The following is a 23,040-nucleotide window of genomic DNA, read 5'->3' as shown; positions in this document are numbered from 1 at the left end:
GATCCGCATCTTCAGAGTTACTCCCGTGGCAAACTGCCAGACCCGTGTCCGGCCATACCGCCCGAGACTTCCTCGGTCGCTTCGTCGGCCAGTTCATGGGGCAGGATCAGGTTCAGCACAATGGCGATCAAAGCAGCAGGCAAAAGGCCGCTTTTCATCAGAATACCCAGCGTATCAGGCAGGTGCTGAACTGCGTCGGGTTCCAATTGCAGGCCGAAACCAATGGAAAGCGAGATCGCAAAGACCACCATATTGCGCCGGTTCCAATCCACGTCAGACAGCATCGACACACCTGCCGCAACCACCATCCCAAACATAACGATAACACCACCGCCCAGAACTTCGATCGGAACAGTCCGAATGATTGCACCGACCTTGGGCACCAAGCCACACAGGATCAGGAACAACGCACCGATGGTTACGACATTGCGGCTCATGACTCCGGTCATCGCGATCAAGCCGACATTCTGACTGAACGACGTATTCGGCAGACCGCCAAACACCCCGGCCAGCGCAGAGCCGAAACCGTCCGCATAGGTGGCACCCGTGATCTCTTTATCGGTAGCCTCGCGCGCGGCACCGCCCTTGGTCACGCCTGAGACATCGCCCACGGTTTCAATAGCCGACACAAAAGCCATCAGACAGAAGCCGATGATGGCAGCAAAAGAAAACTCGAACCCGTATTTGAAAGGAACCGGAAGGGCAAAAGCTGAGGCCCGGCTCCAACTGGTGCCAATGGCCTCAAACGTGACCATTCCAACCATCAGAGCATAGACATAGCCAACGGCCAATCCGATTAGCACAGCTGAAACCGAGAGCATTCCGCGGGTAAAGAACTTCAAGCCCAATGTGACAATGATCACCACCAACGCTGCTGACCAGTTCAGTGCTGACCCATACTCTGGCGTGCCAATCGCAGGAACGCCTCCTGCCGCGTATTGGATACCCACTTTGACAAGCGCCAGACCGATCATGGTGACGACAAGCCCAGTTACCAGCGGTGGCAGGGCAAACCGAATCTTACCGATCACTGTGCCCAGCAACGCATGGAAAACTCCACCAACGACAACCCCACCAAACAACGCCGCCAGACCGTCAACGCCTTTGCCCGCGACAAGCGGGATCATGATCGGCAGAAACGCAAAGCTTGTTCCCTGCACAATTGGCAGCGCCGCACCAATCGGGCCGACTGTAACGGTTTGCAGCAAGGTCGCCACACCCGCAAACAGCATCGACATCTGGATCAGGTACAGCAGTTCAGGAAAATCGGGTGAGTTTGACCCGAACCCGAAACCAGCCGCCCCTGCAACGATAATCGCCGGCGTCACGTTCGAGACAAACATCGCCAAAACGTGCTGAATGCCCAACGGGACCGCCTTGTGCAAAGCCGGAGTATAGTCTGGATCCCGAAGCTGTTCGGGTGTTCCTATGGAAGTGTCAGCCATGAGTAACTGTCCTCTCTGTCAGAGTTCACGGGGGTCTTGCCGCTTATCCCGCGGCTTCAATTGTCAGGGCACAACCTCATACGGAGTGTCGAACCAGTGTTCTTCCAGATTGCTGCCCGCCCCGATCCGGTCGACAACAGCAAACAACCCCGGACCCTGCAACGGTGTCAGAACGCCGTGCCATGTGCCCCGGTGGTAATTCACCGCCTGCCCCGGCGCTGTGCAAAAGGCCAGTGGCACACCCGGCTGGCCCGCGATATCCGGCGCGACGATTACCAGAAACGATTGGTGCGTCATCGGGATAAAGGCCTGACTGCCCTCGGGGTGCCGCTCAACCATTTGCAGTTGATAAGGCAAGCTGCGTGGGTTTGCATTGAACAGGCTGATCCCTGCCCGACCATCCGAGAAGTCCAGCGCCGCGCGGTTGTGGTACCGGCCACACTGCCCCTGATTGATGAGCTTGTCCGGATCGCCCACGCAATCAATCACGTCGCCAAAAGGCGCAAATGCCTCAGCCGTCAATGGCGCAATCACAACCCTGTGGCTCATGACGGCAGCAAGTCCTGAAGGCGGAACGCGGCAATCCGTTCGACCTGTCGGCAGGCCTCGGCGAATTCAACATCGCGGCTTTGGTCAATCCGACGCTGAAACGCATCCTGGATCGAGGCTTTGTCGTGATCGCGCACCGCGATGATGAACGGAAACCCGAACTTGTCAGTGTATTGCTGGTTCAGCTTAGTGAAAGCCGCCCGCTCTGCATCGGTCAGCGCATCCAACCCGGCCGAGGCCTGTTCGGACGTGCTTTCCTGCGTTAGCCGCTTGGCCTGCGCCAGCTTGCCGGCCAAATCTGGGTGCGCGGTCAGCACACCCAGCCGCTCTTCCGGCGTGGCCGACCGGAACATGCGGGTCAGCGCGTTGTGCAACCCGCCCGCCGTGTCATGGGCCGGTCCCAGCTCTAATGCATAGGCCCGTTCGGCAATCCAGGCGGAATGCTCAAAGATTCCGCCATAGGTCGCGACAAAGACCTCACGATCCATCTGAGACGGTCTCGGCTGCCGCCTGGGCGGATGCTGTGTCGCCCAATGTTCGGCGATCTGCAGCCGCGTCGCGAACCACACATCCGAAAACCCGCGCACGTAATCCAGAAACCGCTTCAAGGCCATCACGCGTCCCGGACGCCCGATCAGACGACAATGCAACCCGATCGAAAGCATCTTCGGTGCGCCCGCTTCACCTTCGGCATAAAGCGCGTCGAAACTGTCCTTGAGGTAAGAATAGAACTGATCTCCCGCATTGAATCCCTGCGGCGTGGCAAAGCGCATGTCGTTGCAATCCAGCGTGTAGGGCACAATCAACTGATCCCGCCCGCCGGTCTGCACCCAGTAGGGCAGATCATCCGCGTAGGTGTCAGCCACATAGGCGAACCCTCCCTCTTCTGCCACCAAGCGCACCGTGTTCTCAGAGCAGCGGCCAGTATACCAGCCTCGCGGGCGTTCGCCGACAACCTCGGAATGCAAACGGATGGCCTCGGCAATCTGCGCGCGTTCCTCGTTCTCGGACATGTCCTTGTGTTCGACCCATTTCAGGCCGTGGCTGGCGATCTCCCACCCAGCGTCCTTCATTGCCGCTAGTTGATCAGGTGACCGGGCCAGGGCTGTCGCCACACCATAAACAGTGATCGGCATATCCTGCATCAACCGATGCAAACGCCAGAACCCCGCGCGCGACCCGTATTCATAGATCGATTCCATGTTCCAATGCCGCTGACCCGGCCATTGCGCCGCGCCTACGATTTCCGACAGGAACGCCTCGGACGCTGCATCCCCGTGCAGCACACAATTCTCACCGCCTTCTTCGTAGTTCAGCACAATCTGCACGGCCAGTCGGGCCCCACCCGGCCAGGCAGCGTCTAGAGGATTGGCTCCGTATCCGATCATGTCACGGGGGTATCGAGGCGGCTGCATGGCATCTTCCATTGTTGGGCGTTGTAACAGCATTAGCCTAGAAAGACGCTCATGATTATCAAACTAATCCGAACGCTGTTTCCGGTTCTTTAGGCATTTCCACTGTTTTGAACTTTGCGTCACACTGTGGCAAACCAAAAGACAAATTAAAGGAGACACCCGTGGCTGGCTATTTAACAACCCACGTTCTGGACACGGCGCGCGGCTGCCCGGCCGATGGGCTGCAAATCATTCTATATGAAACCTCCGGAGACACCCGCCGTGAACTGGCCGTCATGGAAACCAACGCGGACGGGCGCACCAACAGTCCCATTCTGCCACAAGATGCCTTCAAGACGGGCACATACGAGTTGATCTTTTTCGCCGGAGATTACCTGCGCGCCACCGGTCAGGACGGGGATGATCCGCTGTTTCTGGATCAGGTGCCGATCCGGTTCGGCATGTCAGACCCTGACGCGCATTACCATGTGCCGCTCTTGCTGTCGCCCTACGGGTATTCAACTTACCGGGGCAGCTGAGCCGTCACGGCAGGCACCCGCCTCTGCGTCGCTTTGAACACCGCGCACCTGCGCCGCGGCTTTGCTGCGGCGCCCGGCCCAACGCTGTACAGGGCCTGCAGGGCACAAACAGGGGCGGGAGTGTTTCTTAATCTGCAACCTCGGCACTGCGCACGACCTTTGCAACGCGCGCAATCATGAAGTCCATGAACAGGCGCGCCTTGGGGTCCTGGTGCCGCCTATGGGTGTAAAGACACGCCATCTGCACAGGAACCGGAGGCGTCTCAACCGCAACAGACACAAGACGCCCGGCGCTCAGATGGTCTGCGACTTCAAACATCGGTTTCATCGCGATGCCCTGCCCGGACAGAGCCCAGTCGGTCAGAACATCTCCGTCATCGCATTCGAACCGGCCTGACACTGCGAACCGCTTGGGGCCGTCCGGCGTATCCAACACCCATTGGAACTCCGAGGCCCCCGGAAAGCGCAGGTTTAGGCACTCGTGCTTATCGGCGACCAGATCGGCCCCGGTGATTGGCATGCCGCGGCGTTTGACATAGTCCGGTGCCGCACACAGGACCCGCTGACAATCCGCGATCTTGCGGATTCGCAGGGTGCTGTCCTCGGGCTGACCGATAAAAAACGCCAGATCAAGCCCTTCGGTCGTCAGGTCCACAGACCGGTCCGTCAAACGCAGGCGAACGTCAATCTCGGGGTATTCCGCCAGAAAATCAGGCACATGCGGCGCAAGCAACCTGCGCCCGACGCCCAATGGGGCCGCCACAAACAGCGACCCGCGCGGTGCCTCGGTCAAGTGAACGACCTGTGCCTCGGCCTCATCTACCGCATCCAGAACCGCCACCGCACCCGGATAGAAGGCCCGCCCCTGCTCGGTCGGGCTGAGATTGCGCGTCGTGCGCTGAAACAGACGCACGCCCAGATGATCCTCAAGCTGGGAAATCCGAGCCGACGTCACCGCAGGTGAAATCCGCAGGTCTCGCCCGGCGGCTGACATACTACCAAGATCATAGACCCTGACGAAGGTGCGGATGTTATCGAGATAGGACATCTTATCGTTTTTTTTGATACAGTTTGACAATATACGGGAATACCGAAGAAAAGCCCGCTTGCCTAGTGTAGCGGTAAGCAATCGGAGAGATCTTTCATGTACGACTTCGCCGTGTTCTGGGACTGGATGGCTTTTGCCGTGCGCTGGCTGCACGTAATCACCGCCATCGCATGGATCGGATCGTCCTTCTATTTCATCGCGCTGGACCTTGGCCTGAACCGCGACATCCCTGGCCCGGCGGATGGCGAGGAATGGCAGGTGCACGGCGGCGGTTTCTATCACATCCAGAAATACCTTGTCGCGCCCGAGCGGATGCCGGACCACCTGACCTGGTTCAAATGGGAAAGCTATGCCACGTGGCTCAGCGGCGCAGCGCTGTTGATGATCGTCTATTGGGTCGGCGGAGAGCTTTACCTGATCGACGCGCAGAAAGCTGATCTGGCGCTGTGGCAGGGAATCCTGATCTCGGCTGCGTCACTGACCATTGGCTGGCTGATCTATGACTTCCTGTGCAAATCGGGGCTGGGTGAACGTCCCACCCTGCTGATGGTGCTGCTGTTTGTTCTGCTGGTGGCGATGGGCTGGGGTTACAACCAGATCTTCACCGGCCGCGCAATGATGTTGCATCTGGGTGCATTCACCGCCACGATCATGACCGCCAATGTGTTTTTCATCATCATGCCGAACCAGCGCATCGTGGTGGATGACTTAAAAAACGGGCGCACGCCCGATCCAAAATACGGCAAGATCGCCAAGCTGCGTTCTACCCACAACAACTACCTGACACTGCCGGTCGTGTTCCTGATGCTGTCGAACCATTACCCACTGGCCTTCGCGACCGAATACAACTGGATCATTGCCGCGCTGGTGTTCCTGATGGGTGTCACAATCCGGCATTACTTCAACACACGCCATGCCCGCACGGGCAATCCGACCTGGACATGGCTGGTAACCGCGTTGCTGTTCATCGCCATCATGTGGCTGTCCACCGCACCCATGTACAAACCGCTGGAAGAAGCCGAGGCGCAGCCTTTGACGCCATTTGAACAGCGTTTCGCAGCCGCTGACGGGTTCGAAGAGGCACATGACGTCGTGCTGGGCCGTTGTTCCATGTGCCACGCGCGCGAACCTGTGTGGGAGGGTGTCCTGTGGGCCCCAAAAGGCGTGCTGCTGGAGACCGAAGGCGACATTGCCCGCAACGCCAAACAAATCTACCTGCAGGCGGGCGTCAGCCACGCTATGCCGCCAGCCAACGTGACCTATATGGAACCCGAAGACCGCGAGGCGATCATTCGTTGGTTCCGCAGTGCCGGGTCCTGAAACACCAGTAGGACAAGCACACACGCCTTTATTTCGGGCTGTCTTTCGATAAGTCCTTTCCCTGCGCGGAAACTGATGCTCTAACATGAGTAATATCAGCCGTTGTTTACATAAGACGGCGATATTGATTTCGACTTGGGGCAGTTGGAGCCATTCGATGCACAGGAGCAGGCCGCAGGTCTTTGTCAAAAAGTGCCTTATCGGCATTGCTGTCGCCATTCTGCCGACCTCACTGGCCGCCCTGGAAACAACGCTGTCAGCACCCGGTGCACCAAAGGCGTTGGTTGAGCGGATTGAAGAAACATCCTCAATCGCTACGGCCGAGGATCGCGGGCTGGACACACCGCTGGAGATCTTGTCTGCCGCGTTGTCCGATTACCGCACAATCGTTCAAATCCTGTATGACGAAGGGTATTTCAGCCCTGTCGTCAGCATCAAGCTGGATGGTCAGGAAGCCGCAAACCTAAGCTCTCTCAGTGTACCGGCAAAGATCAATCGTGCTCTCATTACCGTCAATACCGGCCCCACTTTTACCTTTGGCACGGCCATTGTCGAACCGGTTGCCCCCGACACCATGTTGCCCGAGGAGTTCGCCACCGGAAAGCTGGCCACAACCGGTGCCATTCAACAGGCAGCCTCGGCCGGAGTTCAGGGCTGGCGCAATGCGGGCCACGCCAAGGCCGCCGTTGACGGACAGCGGGTCATTGCCCGCCATGTGCAGAAAAAGCTGGACGCTGAAATCGACCTCGAGCCGGGGCCGCGCCTGACCTTTGGCAAAATGATTATCTCGGGCGACACCGATGTGCGCCACAGATCAATCGAGAAGATCGCAGGCTTTCCCACCGGAGAAGTCTATTCGCCGGAGAAAATTCAAAGGGTCGGCACGCGGCTGCGCCGCACCGGCACGTTCAATGTCGTTTCGATCGAGGAAAAAGACACTCCCAACGCCGATGGCACGCTGGATTTCGATGCCACATTCGAGGACCTGCCCAAACGCCGCCTGACCTTCGGGGTAGAGCTTGCCTCTAACGCCGGGCTGGACCTGACCGCGACCTGGACGCATCGCAACGTATTCCGACGCGCCGAGAGGCTGCGGTTCGAAGCCGCGCTGCGCAATATCGGCGGCACCGAAGACCTGGACGGTCGTATCGGCCTGCGTCTGGATCAGCCCGACCGGCTGGGGCCGGATGACAACACGTTTTGGAGCGCCCTGCTGGAACGGCGCAACACCGAGAACTACAACGTATCAGTCGCGTCGCTGGCCTATGGTGCACGACGCACCTTTTCCGACCGGCTATATGCCGAGGCTTCGATCGGGTTTCAGTGGTCGGATGCGGATGATGCCTATGGCGATGGCCGCAAGTTTCGTTATTTCATCATCCCGTTCCGGTCCGAATGGGATCAACGCGACAGCAAAGTCAGCGCCACACGCGGGTATTTCCTGGATGCACAGGTCATGCCATTTGTCGGACTGTCTCGCACGGAAACAGGCCTGCGGATGTTCTTTGACGGGCGCGGTTATACCAGCCTGCGTACAAATGGGCGGATTGTTCTGGCCGGTCGCGCCCAGTTGGGGTCGATCATTGGTCCATCCCCCGACGGGGTGACGCCCGACTTCCTGTTCTTCTCGGGCGGTGCTGGAACGGTCCGTGGACAACCTTTCGAAAGCCTCGGCATACCAGTCGGAGGCGGCGTGGCCGGGGGTAAGTCCTTTCTTGGACTTTCCGGCGAGGTGCGCGGGAAGATTACGGACACGATATCGCTGGTCGGGTTTTACGATTATGGTGTGGTGGACACTTCCTCGTTCATCGGCAGCGGGGCGGAATACCATTCGGGTGCCGGGCTTGGGGTCCGGTACGATCTGGGCGGTTTCGGCCCCCTGCGACTTGACCTTGCCCTTCCGGTACAGGGCGATACGGGCGACGGTTTGCAATTCTATATCGGGATCGGGCAGGCATTTTGATACGGCGGCTTTCATACCCTGTGCTGACCACTGTTCTTGTGCTGTCCGCACCGCCTGTCGCAGCACAGGGCGACAGCGGCGGCAGCATGATCGAGCGGTTCCTTCAGGACACGCTGTCGGGGGATGACCAGAACGTCTCGGTCAAGGGTCTGCAAGGGGCACTAAGCGCGCGTGCCACGATCGAAGAGATTACCGTCTCGGACGACGAAGGGGTCTGGCTGACAATCAAGGATGCCGAGCTGGACTGGAACCGTTTAGCCCTGATCCGGGGCCGGTTTTCGGTCAATACCTTGACGGCGCAGGAAATCGACATCGCCCGCACACCCGGAACAACCACAAAGGAAACACCGCCGCCATCGGCGGAAACACAGCCTTTTCAACTGCCCGAGCTGCCGGTGTCCATCGAGATCGGTGAAATCAAAATCGACGAGCTGTCATTGGGTGAGCCGCTGATCGGGGTGGCAGCCGATCTTTCGGTGACCGGGAACTTGTCGCTGGCCGATGGCACGCTGGACACGCAGCTGGACATTATCCGTCTGGACCGGTCCGGCGACAGGATCACGCTGACCGCCGGGTTCCAGAACACCTCGCGCGAGATCAATCTGGATCTGCTGGTGAACGAGGCAGAAGGCGGATTGATCTCAACCGCGCTGAACATACCCGACAGCCCCGCATTGGGCCTGTCGGCGCAAGGTGCTGGACCGTTGATTGATTTCACGGCGGACATTGCGCTGAGCAGCGATAAGCAGCCTCAGGTCACCGGACAGGTCCGCCTGCAAGCCGCCGAAACCGGTGCTGCGGACGGGATCGCCTTTACCGCCGATCTGGGCGGTGACCTGACACCGTTCATGGCCGAAGATCTGGACCCGTTCTTCGGGCCCAAAACGCGCCTTTTTGTGGATGGCCAGACCAAACCGCGCGGCGCGCTGGACATCTCGGATCTGGAACTGACGACGCAAGCACTGGAAGTGAAGGGTAAACTGAAACTGGCCGAGGGCGGCACCTTACAACTGGCCGCGCTGCAAGGGCGGATTACCCCGCCTGATGGCGAAACCGTGGTTCTGCCGGTCGCAGACGGAGAGACCTCGATCGAAGCGGCGCAAATCTCAGCTCTGTTTGACCAACAGAATGGCAACCTGTGGGACCTGAGCCTGACAGCAGATGCTTTCCAGTCGCCACAAGCCAAACTGGACAATGCAAAGATCACGGCGCAGGGCACGCTGGAACAGGGCGATGCGATGACCGTCCAAGGCGACCTTCAGGCCATCGTGGATGGGATCGACCTAAGCGATGCGGCACTGACCACGGCGCTGGGTCAACGCATCACTCTGGACGGTCAGTTTGCCTATGGCAGTGACAATTCGCTGAACCTGTCGGGATTTGAGCTGGTAGGCACAGACTACACCCTGGCCCTGGATGCGCTGATCGCCGGGTTGAACAGCGGTCTTACGGTCGACGGGTCAGCCCAGTTGGATGCGGCGGATCTGTCGCGGTTTTCCGATCTGGCCAAAATGGATCTGGGCGGGTCGGCGACGGCCCGGGTCAATGGCAAGGGATCGCCGCTGGAAGGCAGCTTTGACGGCAAGTTGATTGTCGAAGGCAGCGATCTGGTTACCGGCCGTGACGATATCGATCCAGTGATCAAAGGAGAAACGACGATCACGCTGGACGGCAACCGCGGCTCTGATGGCATCAGCATCCGCGCGTTCGAGCTGAACAGCGAGGCTGCACAGGTCCAGGCCAGTGGCGATGTCACTACGCCTGATGGCAATCTCTCCATCACCGGGCAAGCCAGCGTGAACGCGCCCGATCTGGCCGTCTTTTCGGGTCTGGCCCAACGTGATCTTGGCGGTTCCTTGCAGGCACAGCTGAACGGTACAGGCACGGTGCAAACGCTGGAATTTGACGGAACCGCCAGCGTCAAAGGGCAAGACATTAAAACCGGCATGCCCGAGATCGATCCACTGCTGAGCGGGCAGACCTCGATCACATGGGATGGAGCGCGCACGGCTGATCAGATTGAGATCCGTGAAGCGACCGTCAACGGAACCGCCCTGAACGCGCAGGTTGCCGCCACCGTGGACGACCCGACCGGAGATCTGTCAGTTGATGGGAACGCCCGCGTGAACGCACCCGATCTTTCGCTGTTTTCGGGCCTTGCCGGCCGCGACCTCGGCGGGTCCCTCGACGCTACAGTGCAAGGCAACGGCAACTTTTCCAGCCGGGTGTTTGATGTGCAGGGCAATCTGAACGCCGACGACATTCAGACCGGCATCGATATTGTCGACAAGCTGATCAAGGGGCGAACCACCCTGACCGTCGATGCCGAAAACAGCGATGAGGGTCTGGATGTGCGGACCTTCAGCCTGAAAGGCACCGCCCTTTCGGCCAATGCGTCGGGGAAAGTAGATCGCGCCTCTGGCGGTCTGGATTATTCCGTTGTTCTGGACGACATGTCGCGGATCGCCACCACACTGTCGGGACCACTGACGCTGGATGGCAATGTTGCCCCGACCGCGTCCGGGCTCGAAGGCACAGCCAACCTGCGCGGGCCGGACAGCTCTTTCGCCTCGCTAAAAGGTCAGGTGAACAATGACGGCTCGGCAGACGTGGATTTTGATGCCAAGCTGAACAGGATCGAACGGTTTGCGCCCGAGTTTCCCGGCACCGTCTCCGCCAAAGGCAATGCCAAGCGCGACAACGGCGTCTGGACCATCAATGCCAAGGCCGACGGGCCAGCGCAGATCAGCAGCAATGTTTCTGGAACCTTCGATGAAGGCTCCGGCAAGGCGGATCTGAAGGCCACTGGCGGGATCAATATCGGTGTCGCCAACTTGTTTATTTCGCCCAACAAAATCGACGGAACGGCCCGGTTTGACCTGGCGCTGAAAGGCGAACCCGCACTGGATGCGCTTAGCGGTTCGATCACAACCTCGGGCACCTCAATGGCGATACCGGGCATCGGGCAGACGATCACAGGCATCAGCGGGTCGGTCGATCTGGCACAAAGCCGCGCGACGATTTCCTTGAATGGCGGAGTGCGGGCGGGTGGTAACTTTACGGTTGCCGGACCCGTGGATCTGACGCCGCCATTCAATGCCGACATCGTCACCCAGCTCAACAGCCTCGTCCTGACGGACAGGCTGTTGTACGAAACCACCCTGAACGGTCAGATCGCCATGACCGGCGCATTGGCAGGTAACAGCGCGATTTCAGGGCAGATCACGTTTGAAGAAACCAACATCAACCTCGCCGCTGCCGCCGGTGCGGTGGGCGCGGCACCTATCCCGGACATCGAACATGTCAACGAAAGCGCACCTGCGTATCTGACCCGCGAGCGCGCGCGCCTGGTAGTCGATGAGAATGCCACCAAAGGTGAGTCCCGCATCGCGCTGGATATCAGCCTGTTGGCACCCAAAGCAGTGTTTGTCCGTGGCCGTGGTGTGAATGCCGAACTTGGTGGACGGTTATTCATTGGAGGGACTACAACCTCGGTCATCCCGTCTGGTCAGATCGAATTGATCCGCGGCAATTTTGATATTCTGGGACGCCGGTTGGCGCTGACCAAGGGTATCGTGACCCTGCAGGGGGATCTGACGCCGTATATCGAGTTCGAATCCTCGACCAGCACCTCGGACGGGACCGCCACAATCGAAATCGCCGGTCCACTGGATGCGCCTGAGGTCGACGTGTTTTCAGACCCTGAACGCCCGACAGAAGAGGCGCTGGCGATGTTGCTGTTCGGCAATCGGTTCTCGGAACTGTCACCCTTTGTAATCGCCCAGATGGCGGCGTCATTAGCACAACTCAGCGGCGCGGGCGGTGACGCAACCAAGGGGCTGAGGGATGCAACCGGTGTCGACACGGTAGATATCGGCGCATCAGCAGGCGGCGCGGGGCGTCTGGGCGCAGGCGCATACCTCAGCGACAATCTGTATACTGATTTCACCGTCAACACCGAAGGCGATACCGAGGTAAACCTGAACCTGGGCGTAACCGACAATTTCACCGTACGCGGCACGGTCGACGGGCGTGGTGAAACCGGCGTGGGTGTATTTTTCGAACGAGACTACTAAAGGCTCTTACTTTCGACGAATGCCAATCTGTTGCCCAACCTGCGACGCGGGCTCCAGATCCGCGTGATCAGCGACCATACGCGCCAGCCGCGCGGCAGCCCAATCCGAATAGGGTTCTGACCGCCCTGTCGCGTGGCTGACATTCATGAACAACGCCTCTTGCGTGGCGCAGACCACATCATCAACACCCGAGACCATCTGCGCAAAATAGTGGCCGCGTTTCTGGTCGGCATCCAGCATCCGAAACCGGAAATAGAGAGGCTCATCCGGCTGGGCCTCGCGCAGAAAATTCATACTTGATTGCAGCACATAGGGTCCCTGCCCAAGTGCGGCGACCTGACCCTCTCCTAGCCCAAGATGATCGACCATCAGCCGTTCCAGCGCCATGTCAAAAACCACACTATAAAATCCAACATTCATGTGCCCGTTATAGTCAATCCACTCTGGCAGCACCGAGAACCCCCGGACAACAATCGGCGCATCATATGGGCCGTCATGGCCGCTTAGTGGTTCACTCATCGGTCCCTCTTTCCTCGGTCTCGAAAATCGCGACAGCGCGCACAAACCCTGCCGAGGCCCCTTTGATCTTGAACGGAAAGCACGAGATTTCGAAACCTGAAGGCGGCAGGCTTTCCAGATTGGTCAGCTTTTCGAGGTGGCAATAACCGATGTCCATCGACGCGCGGTGCCCCTCCCATATGATCAAGGGGTCCTGCGTTTCGGCATAGGCCTTTGCGGTCAGCGGGAACGGTGCGTCCCAGCTCCAGGCGTCGGTGCCGGTCACGCGCACGCCGCGTTTGGTCAGGTACAGCGTCGCCTCGCGACCCATGCCGCAGCCTTTTGTCAGATAATCAGCCTGCCCGTACCGTGTACCAGCTGCGGTGTTCACCACCACGATATCCAGCGGTTGCAAGTCATGACCGATACGCTTCAGTTCTGCGTCAACATCGGCGGCGGACGCAACATAGCCGTCTTCGAAATGCCGGAAATCCAGTTTTACTCCAGGGTTCATGCACCACTCCAGCGGCACTTCGTCTATGGTGATCGCCCGCTGACCTTTGTTCATGGTGGAATGATGATGATACGGCGCGTCCAAATGGGTGCCATTATGGGTCGCGATCTGAAGCCGCTCGATGGCCCAGCCCTCGCCCCCCGGCAAATCTTCTTTCTGCAAGCCCGGAAAGAACGCCATGACCTGTTCCGCGGTTTGGTCATGGGTCAGATATTCGATTTCCGGCAACATGATCGGCGGGTCAGAAACGATACCGGTTTCCAACGGAACCGAAAGATCAACGAAACGACGCGCCATTCTCATCTCCATCATCACGGCCTGTCTCAGGGTTGGCCGCGACCAACCCGCTGTCAAGACGCGAAAAGGCGGGCCCGATTGAGCCCGCCTTGCACACGGATAAAATGCGCCTACTCCGCCGCGATAGCGTCTTCGATCTTTTCGACGCGAATGGCCGAGAATTTGAACTCGGGGATCTTGCCATAAGGGTCGATGGCCGAGTTGGTCAGGATATTCGCCGCAGCCTCAACATAGGCGAAGGGGATGAACACCATATCCTCGGCAATCGCGCGGTCCGCACGTACCATTATATCGATCGATCCACGACGCGTAGTCAGGCGGATCAACTCACCCGGTTCAATCCCCATCAGTTTCAGCTGGCGCGGGTTCATCGAACAGTTCGCTTCCGGTTCCACAGCATCCAGAACCGTGGCGCGACGGGTCATCGATCCGGTGTGCCAGTGCTCCAACTGACGGCCGGTGGTGGCGATCATCGGGTATTCCTCATCCGGGGCCTCATCCGGTGGGATGACGCTGGCCGGGGTGAACCTGGCCCGTCCATCAGCACGCGGGAAGCCATCGCCGAACACAATCGCCTGACCGGGATCAGTCTCGGACAGCGACGGATAGGTGATCGTCTCGGTCTCAAGCCGGTCCCACGTGATGTTATCTAGCGAGGCCATGGTCAGCTTCATCTCGGCGAAGACCTCAGACACGTCTGTATAGTCCCAGTTCAGCCCGATGCGCTGCGCCAGCTCAACCGTGATCTTCCAATCCTCGCGCGCCTCACCCGGCGGCGTCACGGCCGGTCGCACACGCTGCACCTGACGGTTGGTGTTCGACACCGTGCCGTTCTTTTCATACAGCGCCGAGGCGGGCAGGATGATGTCGGCATAGTTCGCCGTTTCGGTCAGGAAGATATCCTGCACGATCATCAGCTCAAGCTTGGCCAGCGCTTCGCGCGCATGGCCGACATCCGGGTCGGACATGGCCGGGTTTTCGCCCTGAATATACATGCCCTTGATGTTGCCCGCATAAGCCTGGTCAATAATCTCGGTGACCGTCAGTCCCTTTTCGTTCGAGAAGTCGTCCGAGTTCCAGACATTGTTGAACTTGGCCCGAATGTCATCATCCATAACCGACTGATAATCCGGCAAGAACATTGGGATCAGACCCGCATCCGAGGCACCCTGCACGTTGTTCTGACCACGCAGCGGGTGCAGGCCTGCACCGGGTTTGCCAACATTGCCGGTCATCAGCGCCAGGCTGATCAGACAGCGCGAGTTATCCGTGCCGTGGATATGCTGGCTGACGCCCATGCCCCAGAAAATCAGACCGGCCTTGGCCTGCGCAAAGGTACGCGCGACCCTGCGCAGCTGATCCGGCTCAATACCACAGATCGGGGCCATCGCCTCAGGCGTGAAGGCGCGCAGGTGTTCCTTTTCGGCCTCCCAGTTCTCGGTCCAGCGGTGGATGTACTGGCTGTCATACAGCTCTTCCTCGACGATCACATTCATGATCGCGTTCAGCATCGAAACGTCTGCTCCGGGGCGGAATTGCAGCATTTCATCGGCAAACTTGCGCATCCCAACGCCGCGCGGGTCCATTACGATCAACTTGCCGCCGCGCTTGGTGAACTGCTTGAAATAGGTCGCGGCAACGGGGTGGTTTTCAATCGGGTTGGCCCCGATGATGATAACCACGTCCGAGTTTTCGACCTCGTTGAAGGTTGCGGTCACAGCGCCCGAGCCGACGTTTTCGATCAGCGCCGCCACGGATGAGGCGTGGCACAAACGGGTGCAGTGATCGACATTGTTATGGCGGAAACCCTGACGGATGAACTTCTGGAACAGATACGCCTCTTCGTTGGTGCATTTGGCCGATCCAAAGCCTGCGACATTCCGCGGGTCATCTTCGCGCAGCGCCATCAGTTTGGTGGCGGCCAGGTCCATCGCCTCTTCCCAGGTTGCCTCACGGAAATGCGTACCCAGATTGCCGGGATCGACGTTCAACCCCTTGGCAGGGGCGTCTTCGCGCCGGATCAACGGCTTGGTCAGACGGTGCGGATGGTGGATATAGTCGAACCCGAACCGGCCTTTGACGCACAGACGGCCTTCGTTGGCGGGGCCGTTGATGCCTTCGACGTATTTGACCTTGCCGTCTTTGACCTTCAGCGAGACTTTGCATCCGACGCCGCAGAACGGGCAGACACTTTCGGTTTCGCTATCGTAATCCTTGCTGTCTCCCTGCTGCTGATCGTCCAGCACAGTGGCTGGCATCAGGGCACCTGTCGGGCAGGCCTGAACGCATTCGCCACAGGCCACACAAGAGGACTCGCCCATCGGGTCGTTTTGGTCGAACACGACCTGCGCGGTGTGCCCGCGGCCGGCCATGCCAATCACATCGTTCACCTGGACGTCGCGGCAGGCGCGAACGCAGAGGTTGCAGTTGATACAGGCGTCCAGATTGACGCGCATCGCGATGTGGCTGTCATCCAGCAGCGGGATTTTCGCAGGTTCCTTTGCAGGAAAGCGGCTGTCATCGACGCCGTTCATTGCCGCCATGTCCCAGAAATGGCTGGAGGTATCATGCGCCACTTCGGGCTGATCGGCCACCAGCAGCTCCATCACCAGAGCGCGCGATTTCTCGGCCCGGTCGGTGTCGGTTTTGACCACCATGCCTTCCGCTGCCGGGCGGATACACGAGGCGACCAATGTGCGCTCGCCTTCTACCTCGACCATACAGGCGCGACAATTGCCGTCAGGCGTGTAGCCTGGTGCCGGTTTGTGGCACAGATGCGGAATGATCAGGCCCTGACCATTGGCCGCGTCCCAGATTGTGGTGCCCTCGGGCACGGTGACGTCAATTCCGTTCAGGTTGAAGGTGACGGTCTTTGTTGGGCTTGCATCAAGCATTGCTCTGTCTCCCTCAGATTTCGTCAGCGAAGTGTTTGATGACCAGGCGGATCGGGTTCGGGGCCGCCTGCCCAAGACCACAGATCGAGGCATCTCCCATGACCTGGCACAGGTCTTCCAGCAGGTCCTGATCCCATATGTCAGCCTGCATCAGCTCGACCGCCTTTTCACAACCCGCCCGACAAGGCGTGCATTGGCCACAGCTTTCATCCTCGAAGAATCGCAGCATATTCAGCGCGGCGTCGCGGGCGGTGTCCTGATCGGACAGAACCACCACGGCGGCCGAGCCAATGAACGTGCCCAACGGTTGCAGCGTGTCGAAATCCAGCGGGACATCGTCGATGCTGGCTGGCAGCAGGCCCGAAGACGGCCCGCCCGGTTGATAAGCTTTGAAGGCGTGACCCTCAGCCATACCACCGGCGGCGTCGATCACGTCCAGAATGGTTGACCCTGCGGGCAGCACGAATACACCCGGATTGGCCACCCGGCCCGAAACGGAATAGCTGCGCAGGCCGGTGCGACCGTTCTTTTCGACAGAATTCAAAACCTGCGGCCCTTCGCGGCAGATCTTTGACACCCAATGCAGCGTCTCGACATTGTGCACCAGCGTTGGGCGGTTAAAGACCCCAACTTGCGCCACAAACGGAGGACGATGGCGCGGTAGGCCCTTCTTACCCTCGATCGACTCGATCATCGCGGATTCTTCACCGCAGATGTAAGCACCAGCACCCCGGCGCAGGTCAATGTAACCCTTTTCGACGATCCCAGCCTCTTCCAACGCGCCAATCTCGCGGGCGAGGATTTCCAGCACAGCAGGGTATTCATCACGCATGTAGATGAAGCAGGTCTCTGCCTCGACCGCCCAAGCAGCGATCAGCATACCCTCAAGGAAGACATGCGGCGTGCGTTCCAGATAGTAGCGGTCTTTGAACGTGCCGGGCTCGCCCTCATCGCCGTTCACAGCCAGATAGCGGGTACCTTCGTTCATGCGAACAAAACCCCACTTCTTGCCAGACGGGAAACCTGCGCCACCCAGACCGCGCAGGCCCGAGGACAGGATGTCTTCTTGCACCTTTTCCCAATCACCGCTGTCACGCAGCTCTTGCAGCTTGGCATAGCCGCCGTTTGCGGCATAGGCGGCAAAGGCCTCATATTCGGGCAGATGGGCGTGGGTGTCACCGGCCGCAATCGCCGCCTGCACTTTTTCAGGGGTCGCGTAATCGATATGGTTATGACCGATCTCCAGCACCGGGGCGGTATCGCAGCGGCCCATACAGGGCGCGCGCAGCACGCGAACCTCAGACGGGTCCAGCCCATCCTCCAACGCCTTTTGCAACTGCTGGGCACCAGCCATTTCGCAAGACAGAGAATCGCAGACCCGGATGGTCAGCGCGGGTGGCGGGGCTTCATCCTCTTTCACCACATCGAAATGGGCATAGAAGGTGGCGGTCTCATAGATCTCGGCCTGACCTAGGCGCATTTCCACGGCCAAGGCGGCGATGTGGTCGGCACTGATATGGCCGTGCGCGTCCTGAATCAGGTGCAGAAATTCGATCAGCAAATCGCGGCGGCGAGGGCGATCGCCCAGCAGGCGCGCAATTTCGGCCTGTGCCTCATCCGTGAACTGACGGCCTTTGGGCGTGTGCCGCCCCTTGCCTTTACCTGACTTCCAGACGCCCTTGGGTGCGCCTGATGGCTTGGTATCTAATGGTGCCATGATGCCCTCCGATTAGGACTTCGTTTCTCATCAGACTAGCATATCGTCAAATCGCTTATCACTATCGCACGATAACGACAGGTTATCACCGTAATGACGTCACCACCGCGCGCAAAGCCTCGACCGTTGGCAATTCCGGCTCGCGTATCAGTGTGGCCAGACAAATTGGTTTGCTGACAACCGGATCCACCAAAGGCAGCACTTTCGTGCTCTTCAGCTCTCCAAGTGCACGCACCAGAACACGAGGGACAACCGTGGCCGCCAACCCCTCGCGCGCCATCACCATCGAGGCGGTAAACCCGCTGGTCTCGGCCACCACATCCGGATGCAGCCCCTGTTCTTCGAAGATATGGTCCAGAATGCGCCGGTTCTGCATTCGCGGCTCTAGCAGACTGAGCGGGAATTCGGCCACCCGCGCCCAGGGGATCGGGCCGGTTTCATCCGTCATGTGGGACGGCAGCAGCAAAACATAGGTCTCTTCATATAGAGGCTGAACCTGCCGCAAATCTGTGCCGATACTGTCGCCATAAGTCACACCGGCATCAAGGCTGCCCTCGTCCAACCGATGCTGGATCGCAGTTGAGGACATGGTTTCAATCCGCGTCACGATCCGGGGATGGGCCTGCCGCAAGCGTTTGGTCAGACGACCGGTAAAAGCAATCGCTGTCGGGATCACCCCAAGGATCAATGTCCCGGTGATTTCGCCCTTGGCGGCCAGCACCTGTTGCTCCAGGGCCTTGGTGTCATCAAGAATACGCCGCGCCCGCTGGACGATCATCTCACCTTCTTCGGTCAGACCCTGAAACCGGTTGGCCCGCCGTACGATGGACACGCCCAGCCGGTCCTCAAGATTGCGGATGCGCATCGAGAATGCTGGCTGCGAAATCCCACATTCCGCGGCCGCCTTGGCGAAATGGCGATGCCGCGCCAAAGCGCTGAGCAATTGCAGGTCGCGGATCTCGATCATCTAAGGTTTTCCCAGCGGGCAGGTTGAACGCAGACTAGCGGGTTTTGCGCGGGGGGAAAGCGAGAGTTACTGCAGAGCCCGACAAGGGGCGGTTTGGTATTGGTGCGAGAATTCAAACAACTGGACGTTTCAAACGTAAAGCAAAAGCCAACTCTGCAGAATTAGAGGCTGTTTGATAATCTATAATTGTCAGTCTTAAACTCGATGCTGAAGCAGCTTGGTTTCACCATCTGAAATCACCACGCCGTTACGCCAAAGATGATCCTTCATCACAGTCGGGTATTTGCTTGCGTAGTCACGGTATTTGTCGTTGGTCACGGCAAAAGAGATCGGCATGTGTTTCAGAGCCTCTAAAATATACTTGTCTGCCTGAACGCCGCCAGGAACGACATAAACCTCGTCTTCTTTGAGGCCAAAAATTTGTGCCAGCAGGATCAAAGAATGTCGTTGGCTGCTTGGAAAAGCCCCGTGTTCACTGAGTGTATGAAAAATATTGGCATCAAAGAAACAAACAATACGGTATCCCTGTGAGCGGAGCAGGTTGGCGATCTCGCCAAGCGGTTTTGCATCCAATCCGTTGTCATGCCCAAGATGGTAGATATTGCTGCCATCAAAAACAGCCGTTTTTTCATCCAGTCTGAGACCCCGCAAAAACCCCTGACGGTCATTGGCCAACAAGAAGTGCTGTTTGCCTGTGCGAACTCTGCGAACTACAAACCACCAAATGATAACAAGTGCAGACAGAAGGATCAAAACCTGAGTGTTCTTCGAACCTGACGATCCTAAAAGCCACCACACAGACAGTGCAAAGATGCAAACCAACAGACCAAAGCCCAAGAGCCTTTGCAGGGTGCGCCATAACCATGCGACGGTATTGCGGTCTTGTCTTGAGGCAAAACCTTTTGAGAGCACTTCACCTAATGTAGTTGGTTTGGAAGCCATAGTGGGTCTTGTGCTAATGCCCATTGGGCAAATGGTTGTTGAGTTAATCTTGGGCAACCATAAGAGCTTATAGCGGACTTAGCCTGTTCTCACTTCGACCCCAATGCGTCATCCTTCAGGCTCTACGTGTTGAACAGAAAATGCATCACATCGCCATCCTTGACGATGTATCCCTTGCCCTCGGCCCGCATCTTGCCCGCTTCTTTCGCGCCCTGCTCACCATTGGCGGTGATATAGTCGTCATAGGCGATGGTTTCGGCACGGATGAAGCCCTTTTCGAAATCGCCGTGGATCACTCCGGCGGCCTGCGGCGCGGCGGTTCCGGTACGGATGGTCCAGGCACGTGCCTCTTTCGGGCCGACGGTGAAATAGGTCTCGAGCTTGAGCAGGTCGTAACCTGCGCGGATCAGACGATCGAGGCCGGGCTCTTCCAGGCCCATCTCTTCCAGGAACATCTGGGCCTCATCTTCTTCCAGCAGGCTGATCTCTTCTTCGATCTTGGCGCTGATGATGACGTGCGCGTTGCCTTGTGCTGCGGCCATCTCGGCTACGCGAGCTGAGTATTCATTGCCTTCGGCGGACTCTTCTTCGGACACGTTGCAGACATAGAGCACCGGCTTGGTGGTCAGCAGTTGCAGCATCTTCCAGGCCTTGTCGTCTTCGGCGGTGACCTCAACCAGACGGGCCGGCTTGCCGCTTTCCAGCATCGCCTGCGCCTCGGCCAGCAGGCGTTCTTGCTGTTGCGCCTCTTTGTCGTTGCCCTTCAGCTTGCGCACCAGATTGGCGCGGCGCTTTTCGATGCTTTCCAGATCGGCCAGCATCAATTCGGTTTCAATCGTGTCGGCATCGGCCACCGGGTCGACACGACCATCCACATGGGTCACATCGCCATCTTCGAAACAGCGCAACACATGGGCAATCGCGTCGGTCTCACGAATATTGGCTAGAAACTGATTGCCCAGCCCTTCGCCCTGCGAGGCGCCTTTAACCAAACCGGCAATATCCACAAACGTCATCCGCGTCGGAATGATCTGCTTTGAACTTGCGATCGCGGCCAGCCTGTCCAGTCGGTCGTCAGGGACCGCAACATCGCCCACATTTGGTTCGATGGTACAGAACGGGAAATTCGCCGCCTGCGCGGCCGCGGTCTTGGTCAACGCGTTGAACAGAGTCGACTTGCCGACGTTCGGCAAACCCACGATTCCCATTTTAAAGCCCATGCTGGCCTCCTGAAGCGATACGACGGCGTTCTATGCAGGTCAGGGGAAATGCGCAACCCAGAGGCCCAAATTGGGCCGAGTCCGTTTTGCAACATCACACATCTGTCAAGCACAGTTGATAACTGGATGGTTGCAATCATCGATCCAGCGTCACCAAATGTTTCATAACGCGCAACAGAACTGACGAATTACGACCATGAAATCACTCATTCTATCCGTTTTCCTAATGGCAACGGCCACTGCCGTTCAGGCCCAATCCGTCATATTTGGCGCAGGCTATTCAGACTTCTCGAGCGGCGCATCAGACGATCATGCGCTTTTTTCGCTCGAGTATCAGCACAGACCTTTTCACCAGGCGACGCGGTTCAGCGCGGGTTTGGGCGCGGCGCTGTCGGTGGACACTGCCGGAGATACCCATATCGGTGCCGGACTGGTCGGTCTCTACAATCTGTCCGACCGCTGGTTTGCCGAGCTCAGTGTCATGCCGGGCTATTTCAACGCCGGGGACGACGACAACGATCTGGGTGGCAACTTTCAGATCCGCAGCCTGCTGGGTGTTGGCTACACGCTGGACCGCGGAAACAAGGTCTCGGTGGCCGTGGCGCATAAGTCCAACGCTAGTACCAACTCCTCCAACCCGGGCGTAAACTCAGTATTACTGCGCTATCACTACGGGTTCTGACGCAATCTGGCCCTGGCGGGATTGATTTCCGGTCAAAGTTTCTGCACATCAGGATCAACTCTGAATGCAAGGACTGCAGATGACCCGTATAGATGCCAAGTTCGCTGCCCTGAAGGCCGAAGGGAAAAAGGCCTTTGTGTCTTACATCATGGCAGGCGACCCCGATTTCGACACCTCGCTTGAAATCGTAAAAGGCCTGCCCGGCGCGGGCGTCGATGTGATCGAGCTGGGCTTGCCCTTCACCGACCCGATGGCAGATGGCCCTACCATTCAGGCCGCGGGTCAACGGGCATTGGAAAGCGGCATGACCTTGCAGCGCACGCTGGATCTGGCGCGCGCCTTCCGCGAATCCGATGACACAACGCCGATTGTCCTGATGGGGTATTACAATCCGATCTACAGCCGGGGCGTCGACACGTTCTTGGCAGATGCCAAAGCCGCGGGGATCGACGGTCTGATCGTCGTCGACCTGCCCCCGGAAGAAGATGAAGAACTGTGCTTGCCAGCACAAGCGGCGGGTCTCAACTTTATTCGCCTTGCCACCCCAACCACAGATGACAAACGCCTGCCCCGCGTTCTGCAAAACACCTCGGGCTTTGTGTACTATGTCTCGATCACCGGCATCACCGGAGCGGCCGAGGCTCAGGCCACCAATGTCGGCCCCGAAGTGGCCCGGATCAAATCGGCAACCGATCTGCCGGTGATTGTTGGGTTTGGCATCAACACGCCTGACAAATCCAAAGCCATCGCCAGTGTCGCAGACGGGGCTGTGGTCGGGTCTGCCATTGTCAGTCAGATTGCCGAAGGCAAATCTGTTCCCGATGTCCTGGGCTTTGTCAAATCGCTGGCCGACGGAGCCCACTCCGCCTGACCACAGCCAAATTCGCGTTTTCAACCGCCGCAGTGAGTTCTTTGCTTGCTGCGGCTTTTTTGTTGTCTGGACGCGATTGACCAACGCGTCAGTAAATTGGTATG

17 protein-coding genes are annotated in these 23,040 nt (G+C 58.5%); 6 read left to right on the top strand and 11 right to left on the bottom strand.

Annotated features, from left to right (window positions below; all coding sequences use genetic code 11):
• Positions 1-17 precede the first annotated feature (17 nt).
• The 3 genes from SJY13_RS19905 to puuE all read right to left on the bottom strand — a co-directional run bounded on the left by SJY13_RS19905 (position 18) and on the right by puuE (position 3,409).
• Positions 18-1,445, bottom strand: coding sequence for a nucleobase:cation symporter-2 family protein (locus tag SJY13_RS19905; protein WP_377193432.1), 1,428 nt, complete (start codon positions 1,443-1,445; stop codon positions 18-20).
• Between the two features lie 63 nt (positions 1,446-1,508).
• On the bottom strand, positions 1,509-1,994 hold the full coding sequence (locus SJY13_RS19900; protein WP_377193430.1) for an ureidoglycolate lyase: 486 nt from the start codon (positions 1,992-1,994) through the stop codon (positions 1,509-1,511).
• A complete protein-coding gene (gene puuE / locus SJY13_RS19895) occupies positions 1,991-3,409 on the bottom strand; it encodes an allantoinase PuuE (protein WP_377193428.1) in 1,419 nt (472 codons plus the stop codon). Before puuE ends, SJY13_RS19900 begins: the two co-directional genes overlap by 4 nt.
• A gap of 161 nt (positions 3,410-3,570) precedes the next feature.
• On the opposite strand from puuE, the gene uraH reads away from it, so the two are divergent.
• Positions 3,571-3,927, top strand: coding sequence for a hydroxyisourate hydrolase (gene uraH / locus SJY13_RS19890; protein ID WP_085824250.1), 357 nt, complete (start codon positions 3,571-3,573; stop codon positions 3,925-3,927).
• Positions 3,928-4,054: 127 nt separating this feature from the next.
• Here uraH and SJY13_RS19885 read toward each other — a convergent pair whose 3' ends face one another.
• Entirely contained in the window at positions 4,055-4,975 is a 921-nt protein-coding gene (locus SJY13_RS19885) for a LysR family transcriptional regulator (protein ID WP_377193426.1), read from the bottom strand.
• A gap of 96 nt (positions 4,976-5,071) precedes the next feature.
• Here SJY13_RS19885 and SJY13_RS19880 point away from each other — a divergent pair, with 96 nt between their 5' ends.
• The 3 genes from SJY13_RS19880 to SJY13_RS19870 all read left to right on the top strand — a co-directional run bounded on the left by SJY13_RS19880 (position 5,072) and on the right by SJY13_RS19870 (position 12,334).
• Positions 5,072-6,295 (top strand): urate hydroxylase PuuD, encoded by a 1,224-nt coding sequence (locus SJY13_RS19880; RefSeq protein ID WP_377193424.1) that lies wholly within the window; start codon positions 5,072-5,074, stop codon positions 6,293-6,295.
• Positions 6,296-6,452: 157 nt separating this feature from the next.
• Positions 6,453-8,258 (top strand): autotransporter assembly complex protein TamA, encoded by a 1,806-nt coding sequence (locus SJY13_RS19875; protein WP_377193422.1) that lies wholly within the window; start codon positions 6,453-6,455, stop codon positions 8,256-8,258.
• 20 nt (positions 8,259-8,278) lie between these two features.
• Complete coding sequence (locus SJY13_RS19870; protein ID WP_377193420.1) at positions 8,279-12,334, top strand: translocation/assembly module TamB domain-containing protein; 4,056 nt, start codon at positions 8,279-8,281, stop codon at positions 12,332-12,334.
• A gap of 6 nt (positions 12,335-12,340) precedes the next feature.
• Here SJY13_RS19870 and SJY13_RS19865 read toward each other — a convergent pair whose 3' ends face one another.
• The 7 genes from SJY13_RS19865 to ychF all read right to left on the bottom strand — a co-directional run bounded on the left by SJY13_RS19865 (position 12,341) and on the right by ychF (position 21,383).
• Entirely contained in the window at positions 12,341-12,853 is a 513-nt protein-coding gene (locus SJY13_RS19865; protein WP_377193418.1) for a thioesterase family protein, read from the bottom strand.
• Positions 12,846-13,643, bottom strand: a complete 798-nt coding sequence (locus SJY13_RS19860) for a cyclase family protein (RefSeq protein ID WP_377193416.1) — start codon at positions 13,641-13,643, stop codon at positions 12,846-12,848. Before SJY13_RS19860 ends, SJY13_RS19865 begins: the two co-directional genes overlap by 8 nt.
• A 110-nt stretch (positions 13,644-13,753) precedes the next feature.
• A complete protein-coding gene (fdhF, locus tag SJY13_RS19855; RefSeq protein ID WP_377193414.1) occupies positions 13,754-16,537 on the bottom strand; it encodes a formate dehydrogenase subunit alpha in 2,784 nt (927 codons plus the stop codon).
• A 13-nt stretch (positions 16,538-16,550) separates the two neighbouring features.
• Positions 16,551-18,254, bottom strand: a complete 1,704-nt coding sequence (locus tag SJY13_RS19850) for an NAD(P)H-dependent oxidoreductase subunit E (RefSeq protein WP_377193412.1) — start codon at positions 18,252-18,254, stop codon at positions 16,551-16,553.
• Between the two features lie 85 nt (positions 18,255-18,339).
• Positions 18,340-19,221 (bottom strand): LysR family transcriptional regulator, encoded by an 882-nt coding sequence (locus SJY13_RS19845; RefSeq protein WP_377193410.1) that lies wholly within the window; start codon positions 19,219-19,221, stop codon positions 18,340-18,342.
• 195 nt (positions 19,222-19,416) lie between these two features.
• The gene (locus SJY13_RS19840; protein ID WP_377193408.1) at positions 19,417-20,163 is read right to left on the bottom strand and encodes a hypothetical protein; all 747 of its coding nucleotides are present in this window, start codon (positions 20,161-20,163) and stop codon (positions 19,417-19,419) included.
• A gap of 122 nt (positions 20,164-20,285) precedes the next feature.
• A complete protein-coding gene (gene ychF / locus SJY13_RS19835) occupies positions 20,286-21,383 on the bottom strand; it encodes a redox-regulated ATPase YchF (RefSeq protein ID WP_377193406.1) in 1,098 nt (365 codons plus the stop codon).
• Positions 21,384-21,579: 196 nt separating this feature from the next.
• Here ychF and SJY13_RS19830 point away from each other — a divergent pair, with 196 nt between their 5' ends.
• Together SJY13_RS19830 and trpA are read left to right on the top strand one after the other, a co-directional pair.
• Positions 21,580-22,065: an acyloxyacyl hydrolase gene (locus SJY13_RS19830; RefSeq protein WP_377193404.1), complete on the top strand. Its 486-nt coding sequence runs from the start codon at positions 21,580-21,582 to the stop codon at positions 22,063-22,065.
• A 79-nt stretch (positions 22,066-22,144) separates the two neighbouring features.
• Positions 22,145-22,936, top strand: coding sequence for a tryptophan synthase subunit alpha (gene trpA / locus SJY13_RS19825; RefSeq protein WP_085824343.1), 792 nt, complete (start codon positions 22,145-22,147; stop codon positions 22,934-22,936).
• The last annotated feature ends 104 nt before the right edge of the window (positions 22,937-23,040 follow it).

The organism is Ruegeria meonggei (genome assembly GCF_042768335.1).
GTDB classification, from domain to species: domain Bacteria; phylum Pseudomonadota; class Alphaproteobacteria; order Rhodobacterales; family Rhodobacteraceae; genus Ruegeria; species Ruegeria meonggei.
Note: the sequence above shows the minus strand (reverse complement) of the source record. Positions and strands in the feature narration are given on the sequence as shown.

Bases quoted from the DNA above. Each gene is read 5' to 3' on its own strand.
- SJY13_RS19905 (WP_377193432.1), bottom strand. From the start codon at position 1,445: ATGGCTGACACTTCCATAGGAACACCCGAACAGCTTCGGGATCCAGAC.
- SJY13_RS19885 (WP_377193426.1), bottom strand. From the start codon at position 4,975: ATGTCCTATCTCGATAACATCCGCACCTTCGTCAGGGTCTATGATCTT.
- SJY13_RS19860 (WP_377193416.1), bottom strand. From the start codon at position 13,643: ATGGCGCGTCGTTTCGTTGATCTTTCGGTTCCGTTGGAAACCGGTATC.
- ychF (WP_377193406.1), bottom strand. From the start codon at position 21,383: ATGGGCTTTAAAATGGGAATCGTGGGTTTGCCGAACGTCGGCAAGTCG.
- SJY13_RS19880 (WP_377193424.1), top strand. From the start codon at position 5,072: ATGTACGACTTCGCCGTGTTCTGGGACTGGATGGCTTTTGCCGTGCGC.
- fdhF (WP_377193414.1), bottom strand. From the start codon at position 16,537: ATGCTTGATGCAAGCCCAACAAAGACCGTCACCTTCAACCTGAACGGA.
- SJY13_RS19830 (WP_377193404.1), top strand. From the start codon at position 21,580: ATGAAATCACTCATTCTATCCGTTTTCCTAATGGCAACGGCCACTGCC.
- puuE (WP_377193428.1), bottom strand. From the start codon at position 3,409: ATGCAGCCGCCTCGATACCCCCGTGACATGATCGGATACGGAGCCAAT.
- SJY13_RS19840 (WP_377193408.1), bottom strand. From the start codon at position 20,163: ATGGCTTCCAAACCAACTACATTAGGTGAAGTGCTCTCAAAAGGTTTT.
- SJY13_RS19865 (WP_377193418.1), bottom strand. From the start codon at position 12,853: ATGAGTGAACCACTAAGCGGCCATGACGGCCCATATGATGCGCCGATT.
- SJY13_RS19850 (WP_377193412.1), bottom strand. From the start codon at position 18,254: ATGGCACCATTAGATACCAAGCCATCAGGCGCACCCAAGGGCGTCTGG.
- SJY13_RS19845 (WP_377193410.1), bottom strand. From the start codon at position 19,221: ATGATCGAGATCCGCGACCTGCAATTGCTCAGCGCTTTGGCGCGGCAT.
- trpA (WP_085824343.1), top strand. From the start codon at position 22,145: ATGACCCGTATAGATGCCAAGTTCGCTGCCCTGAAGGCCGAAGGGAAA.
- SJY13_RS19900 (WP_377193430.1), bottom strand. From the start codon at position 1,994: ATGAGCCACAGGGTTGTGATTGCGCCATTGACGGCTGAGGCATTTGCG.
- SJY13_RS19875 (WP_377193422.1), top strand. From the start codon at position 6,453: ATGCACAGGAGCAGGCCGCAGGTCTTTGTCAAAAAGTGCCTTATCGGC.